5 protein-coding genes are annotated in these 2,888 nt (G+C 63.4%); 1 reads left to right on the top strand and 4 read right to left on the bottom strand.

Annotation, left to right across the window (positions count from 1 at the left end; translation table 11 throughout):
- Positions 1-172 (top strand): SPOR domain-containing protein (locus EN750_RS27265; protein WP_145967949.1); only part of this gene is annotated, 172 nt, incomplete at its 5' end.
- 46 nt (positions 173-218) lie between these two features.
- Here the strand turns inward: EN750_RS27265 and EN750_RS27270 are convergent.
- The 4 genes from EN750_RS27270 to EN750_RS27285 all read right to left on the bottom strand — a co-directional run.
- Positions 219-917 (bottom strand): DnaJ domain-containing protein, encoded by a 699-nt coding sequence (locus EN750_RS27270; RefSeq protein ID WP_127272505.1) that lies wholly within the window; start codon positions 915-917, stop codon positions 219-221.
- Positions 917-1,648 (bottom strand): VWA domain-containing protein, encoded by a 732-nt coding sequence (locus EN750_RS27275; RefSeq protein ID WP_164749086.1) that lies wholly within the window; start codon positions 1,646-1,648, stop codon positions 917-919. The genes EN750_RS27270 and EN750_RS27275 overlap by 1 nt, the downstream gene beginning before the upstream one ends.
- A gap of 84 nt (positions 1,649-1,732) precedes the next feature.
- Entirely contained in the window at positions 1,733-2,170 is a 438-nt protein-coding gene (locus EN750_RS27280; RefSeq protein WP_127398517.1) for a DUF1489 family protein, read from the bottom strand.
- Between the two features lie 76 nt (positions 2,171-2,246).
- Positions 2,247-2,888: L-serine ammonia-lyase (locus EN750_RS27285; RefSeq protein WP_127398519.1), on the bottom strand; the 642-nt coding region annotated here is incomplete at its 5' end.

A 2,888-nucleotide genomic window follows, 5' to 3' on the forward strand; every position in this document is an offset into this window, starting at 1 on the left:
GCAGGCGCCCAAGGTGCTGGCGGACGCTTCCGGTTTCACTGTCGCCTTCGACAAGGATGGCGTCACCTACTACCGCGCCCGCTTCGGTGGCTTCGGTTCGAAGACCGCCGCCTGGAAGGCCTGTACCGCTTTGAAGAAGAAGAACATCGAGTGCTACGCCGTCCAGCAGTAGGACGGCGTGCAAGCCATCTCCCGGAAAAATTCTGCGTCGAAGGAGACTAGTTGTGATTGGAGAGCAAGACGTCCTTGGCTTCGTTAATCCGCGCCGCCAGGAAAGACGTGCCGCCGACATCGGGGTGCAGGCGCTGCATCAGGCGGCGGTGCGCCTTGCGGACATCCGCCGCGGCGGCCCCCGCTTCAAGACCAAGGACCTTGTAGGCCTCCTCCTTAGTCATGGCGCCCGGACCTGGCGCAACACCCAGCCCTTCGCCACCGTTCGTCTCAGCGTTTTTGCGCCAGACGGGAAATCTGCCGTCAAGATACGTCTCTAGCAGCTGTCGGCTCTCCGGGTCGCTGGAGAGTTCGCGGTAGAGGTGTTGCAATTCCGCCAGCCCCATCGCGCCAAGCATCTTGCCTTCGTGGCGGCCAGCCAGGACCAGTCCTTCGAGGCCGCCGGTATCGTGATCGAGCTCCATTTCCAATGCCGCCGTGCGCACCGTCGAGCGTTTGCCCGGGGCAAGGCCGGCCGGCTGGCCTTTCATTCGCATGGAACCATACCAGGCAATTGCCCCGGTGAGAATCATGCCGCCGATGCCTTCACGGCCGACCACAAGCACGGCGACGCCGACAACTGCCAGAAGAGCCGGCCCGAGCGTTCGCAGCGTGCTCGCCAGTTTCGCCGGCTCGGCACGCAGAAAGATCGTCACCGCGCCGAGAAGCAGCAGAAGCAACGCTACAAAAGCGATGATTGCGCCCATTATTTTCCGCCGCCCCGCAGATGCTCGATCATCAGCCGGTCTTCCGGCCTGCCCCTGGCTTCGAGCGCCTTCAACCCGCCGGTCGCATACACGGCGACGGCCGAAAGCAGCCCTGCCAAGGTCGCGGCAGCCCGCCGATCAAATCGGAACCAAGCCCCCTTGGAAAGCCGCGCAATCTCTTTGAACGCCTTTTCCGCGCCGGAATCATGGCCTTCCTGAAACACGAAGACAGGAACGCCATGAAGGCCGAGGCTGCCGGCCTTTTCGGCCAGATCGTCGATATTCTCTTCCATCGCGTCGCCGATGTAGACCAGCGCATTGACCTTGGCGGCCGCCGTCTGTTTCAGCGCATGCGTCAGGACCTTTCCGATCTGGGTGTGGCCGCTGCGGCATTCGATCCGCGTCATCAGCTGCTTCAAGGCATTGGTGTCGCTCACGAAAGCCGACGAACGGCACTCGCCGAGGCCGCGAAAATAAACCAGTTGCACGCTGAGGGTTCCGGCCTTGCCGACTGCGTCGAACATCTGGCCCTGCAGCGTGCAGGCCAGATCCCAGGTCGGCTGGCGGCTCATCGTCGCGTCGAGGGCAAGGATCAGCCTGCCCGAACCGGTCGCCGACGCGGCAAGTGTCCTCGCCTGACGAATGAAGGCGTCGATCTCGCCGGCGTTGGATTGAGGCTTGACCGGCGCAGGACTGGTCCTCGCTGGCACAGGCTGCTTCTTATCACTCATGAAAAACAAGATGTGGCGTTGCCACATCGCTTGCAAGCCCCACATCGGGCGGTGCAAAGGGCCAGGCGGTGATGCCACCTGGGGTCAGAGCAGACCGAGATCGGCCAGCTCGCGCCTGAGTTTCGGCGGCATCTCGATCAATCCGGCCTTGCCCTTGCCCAGATCGAGCGGCGCGTCCGCCGGCTTCAGATAGCGCCAGCCTTGAAAAGCCCGGCGCGGCTGCCAGTCGGTGCGTACAACCTCGGGGTCGAGTATCAGATGGCAACGGCCTATGCCTTCACTGTCGGTGACCGGCCGGATTTCGGTGATCAACTGGCGGCACTGCACATTGCCTTTGATCACCCAATAGAGCGAACCGCCATCGGTAACCTCGGCGCCGCGCGTCGGCATCATGCGGGTGGTGTGATACTGCTCGACCGGCTCACCGGCGCGCCGCCGCTCGTCGAGGCGGAAGGCGATCCACTCTTCGAGATCCTCGACGCTGTCGCAGCCGACACAGAGTTTTATGAGATTGAGAGACATCGCTTAAGGTTAGTCCCGCACGCGAACGCGTCAACGACCGGATCGACTTCTCCACAGCGGCGGTTTAGGCCAGCCTTCAGCACTCCACGACGTTGACTGCAAGCCCGCCAAGGCTGGTTTCCTTGTACTTCTCGTTCATGTCGAGGCCGGTCTGGCGCATGGTCTCGATCGCCGCATCGAGCGGTACGAAATGGATGCCGTCGCCCTTGATGGCCAGCGACGCGGCCGTCACCGCCTTGACCGCGCCCAGCGCATTGCGCTCGATGCACGGCACCTGAACCAGACCACCAACCGGATCGCAGGTCATGCCGAGATGATGTTCGAGCGCGATCTCGGCGGCATTCTCGACCTGTTCGGGCGTACCGCCCATGACGGCGCACAGGCCCGCTGCGGCCATTGCCGACGCGGAGCCTACCTCACCCTGGCAGCCGACCTCGGCGCCCGAGATCGATGCGTTGGTCTTGATGATGCCGCCAACGGCGGCAGCCGTCAGCAGGAAATCACGAATGCTCGGCTGGTCCGCCTCGGGATGGAAATGCAGCCAGTAGCGCAGCACCGCCGGCAGCGTGCCGGCAGCGCCATTGGTCGGCGCGGTGACCACGCGGCCGCCGGCGGCATTTTCCTCGTTCACGGCCATGGCGTAGATCGACAGCCAGTCATTGGCGAGCAAGGGATTGGGCTTGTTCTGCTGCCACTGCTCCTGCAGCTTATCGTGCAG

The sequence above is a fragment of the Mesorhizobium sp. M7A.F.Ca.ET.027.03.2.1 genome (genome assembly GCF_003999175.1).
Taxonomy (GTDB): domain Bacteria; phylum Pseudomonadota; class Alphaproteobacteria; order Rhizobiales; family Rhizobiaceae; genus Mesorhizobium.